This is a genomic window from Skermanella sp. (assembly GCF_059503625.1).
On record NZ_JCACHA010000224.1, the window covers coordinates 1 to 3,256 of the forward strand.

A 3,256-nucleotide genomic window follows, 5' to 3' on the forward strand; every position below is an offset into this window, starting at 1 on the left:
CGGACCGGCGACGGAGAGCGCTATAATTCCGGCACTCTAACTAAATTGAGCCGGTCCAGGCGCCGGCTCGGTGGAGGCCGACTTGAACACGATCATCAATAGATTCGCGACACCTCTGACGACCGGATTTTTCGCCGTCTCGACGATCTCCGGCATCGCCCTGTTCTTCCACTGGGCTCCCGGCGCGTTCCACGCGATGCACGAATGGCTCAGCATCGTTCTGCTGGCACCCTTCGCCTTTCACGTCTGGAAGAACTGGAACGCGCTCCTGGGCTATGCCAGGCGCAAAGCGCTGCTGGTGCCGCTGGCCGTATCCTTGCTCGCCGCAGTGCCATTCGCGGTGACCGGCATGACCGGCAGCGGCGGGGGCAATCCTGCCTTCAGAGCCATTCCGCTGCTGACCCAGGCGCACCTGTCCGATATGGCGCCTATCCTGAAAACCACCCCGGAAGCTCTGCTGACCGTTCTCAAGGAGCGCGGCTACAAGGTCGTATCCGCCGAGGATACTCTTGAAACCGTTGCCTCCGCTTCAGGAGTGCGAGCGTCCGATCTGCTGTTGACGGTATTGCCGGCACGCTGAGCAAAGCCATTTGACCGCAAAGCCGGGGAGAACGGCGTGCCGAGCCATGGCAAGCCGTTTTTCGGTTGGGAATGTGCCCGGTAGCGGTGTTAAGCCTTATAATATTGATTATGGAAAATAGTACATGAGCAGCCCCTTCGGCATTCGCAACATCTCCCCTTTTGACTGCAAATTAAATTCATTGCATTCGTATAAGATGTTTCCGTCGCCGCACCAATCCAAAACTATCGCAAGGTCTATACCAACTGCATGCATCTCCAACGCCTAAAGTTGTGGGAAAATGAGCCTCCTCAAAAACGGGGCAAATCCCATGGCTATCATCAAGGGTACCGACAAGGCGGAACCGAAGGTCGGAACCTCCGGCGCCGACACGATCTACGGCTATGGCGGCAACGACAATCTTTATGGACGTGCCGGCAACGACACCCTGTGGGGTGGAACGGGGAACGACAAGCTGTATGGGGAAACCGGCGATGACGTTCTTCGCGGCGAGTCCGGTAAGGACACCCTGTACGGCTCCACCGGCAACGACATCCTGTACGGAGGCGCCGACGACGACAGTCTCTATGGCGATGCCGGGACGGACACCGTCAAGGGCGAAGCCGGGAACGACATCATCAAGGGCGGGACCGGCCGTGCTTTCCTGTATGGCGGGGACGGCAACGACAGCCTCTACTACGATCCGACGACGGGCAACATCAGCAAGCTTGGTGACTATCTCGCGGACAGCGTGCTCGACGGCGACGCCGGCAGCGATACGCTGAACATCTACAACAAGGCGACCTATACGTCCGGCACGGCTGAAAAAGCGTCGTTGACCCAAATCAACATGAGTGGCCGCAACGCCGGCGACATCTACTTCTACAATCCCACTCCCAACAAGTACCAGTCCATCGACGTCGGACATTTCCAGGAAGTCGAGAAACTCACCGTCACGGGAGCCGGCAAGCTGGAATTCAACGGAACCTACTCCGTCGGCAAAGGCATCGACATCACCGGAACCGCGAACAACGACGTGTTCCGCAGCTACGGCGCCAGCGACACGATGCGCGGCGGCGGCGGCAACGACGATTTCTACGTCACGGGCGGCAGTGACAAGGTCGTCAGCGGGACCGGCGACAGCGACCGGATCTACTTCGACGCCACCGCTCCTGTCGATGCGATCATTACCGGCTTCAACGGCGCCGGCGCCTATGGCGGGGACAGGATCTATTTCGACGACAGCTGGGGCGGATCGATCAAGAGCACCGTCACGGAAGCCGGCGGCAAGACCGAGTTTGAAATCGAGTCGAACGGATACTACAACTTCGGTGCGACGACCGTAACGGTGGATGCGGTTGATCTGGAAGAAGGGGTCGATTACTTCTTCATCTGATACCAGGAGCCGCGGAGCCATGCTTTGGACCGGCGAGGATCGAAACCCCCGCCGGTCCAAGGCATCGGCTCCGGCAAGACAAGCAGTTACTTCAGGCTCTCCAGATAGGCCACCAGGTCGTCGGCCTTCGTGGCGTCCTTCAGCCCGTCGAACGGCATCCGGTTGCCCTTCACCTTGCCCTGCGGGTCGGCGATGAACTCCTTCAGCGACGCCGCATCCCAGGTGATGCGGCTCCGCTTCAGGGCGGCCGAGTAGCGGAAGCCGTCCACCCCGGCGGCCTTGCGGCCGATCACGCCAACCAGCGCCGGGCCGGTTTCCGTCCCCGCTCCTTTCTCGCCGTGGCAGGCGGCGCAGGTCGCATAGACCTCCTCACCCTGCCCGGCATCTGCCGCCCAGGCGGCGTGAGCCGCCGCCAGCAGGCCCGCCGCACAGACCGCGCTCAGTACAAATCCACGCATCGTCGTCACGCCTTCATCAGGTGGCCGGGGTTCTTCAGGTACTTGTCGACCACGGCGTCCGCCGCCCAATAGGTCAATGCACCCACGGCGCCTGTCGGGTTGTAGCCGGCGTTCTGCGGGAAGACCGAGGCGCCCAGCACGAACAGGTTATGGGCGTCCCAGCTTTGCAGGTATTTGTTGACCACGCTGGTCTTCGGGTCGGTGCCCATCGGCGTGCCGCCCGTATTGTGGCTCGACTGGTACGGCACGACGTCGAAGTCGCCCTTACGGGCGTTGGCGGCGATATGGGTGGCGCCCATCGCCTTGGCGATCCCGGCGCCCTTCTCGGTCAGGAACGCCGACATGCGGCGGTCGTTGTCCGTGAAGTTGTAGGTCATCCGGATCAGCGGCCGGCCCAGGATGTCCTTGTAGGTCGGGTCGAGGTCCAGGTAGTTGCCCCGGCTGGAATAGTTGGAGCCCTGGCAGTTCATGCTGGCGGAGCTGCGGTACCACTTGGCGGTCGCCTCCTTCCACGCCGAACCCCAGCGCGGCGTGCCCGGCGGGACCGGGCGGGTCAGGATCGGCCGGGCGTTGGTCGAGTTCAGCGCGATGTAGCCGCCGCCCAGGAAGTCCATGCCGGCATGGTCGAAGTTGTCGCCGTTGAAGTCGTCGATGACCATGCCGAGCGAACCGGCGGCCATGAACGGGTTCATCTCCTTGCCTTCGAAGAAGACGCCGACCTGCGACTGCACCTGATGACAGTAGTTGCGCCCGACGACGCCCTTGCCGGTCTTCGGGTCGTACGGCTGGCCGATGCCGGAATGCAGCATCATGTGGGTGTTGCCGAACACCCAGGCCGACAGG

At 61.9% G+C, this 3,256-nt stretch carries 4 protein-coding genes; 2 read left to right on the forward strand and 2 right to left on the reverse strand.

Going from position 1 to position 3,256, the window contains the following annotated elements; all coding sequences use genetic code 11:
• Window positions 1-82 precede the first annotated feature (82 nt).
• Together AC5JJ6_RS05535 and AC5JJ6_RS05540 are read left to right on the forward strand one after the other, a co-directional pair.
• Window positions 83-580, forward strand: coding sequence for a hypothetical protein (locus AC5JJ6_RS05535; protein WP_496041084.1), 498 nt, complete (start codon window positions 83-85; stop codon window positions 578-580).
• Between the two features lie 310 nt (window positions 581-890).
• Window positions 891-1,955, forward strand: a complete 1,065-nt coding sequence (locus AC5JJ6_RS05540; RefSeq protein WP_496041085.1) for a calcium-binding protein — start codon at window positions 891-893, stop codon at window positions 1,953-1,955.
• Between the two features lie 86 nt (window positions 1,956-2,041).
• Here the strand turns inward: AC5JJ6_RS05540 and AC5JJ6_RS05545 are convergent, their stop codons facing one another.
• The gene (locus AC5JJ6_RS05545; RefSeq protein ID WP_496041086.1) at window positions 2,042-2,413 is read right to left on the reverse strand and encodes a c-type cytochrome; all 372 of its coding nucleotides are present in this window, start codon (window positions 2,411-2,413) and stop codon (window positions 2,042-2,044) included.
• Window positions 2,414-2,418: 5 nt separating this feature from the next.
• Window positions 2,419-3,256, reverse strand: an 838-nt coding sequence (locus AC5JJ6_RS05550) for a GMC oxidoreductase (RefSeq protein ID WP_496041087.1), incomplete at its 5' end; no start/stop codon positions are given.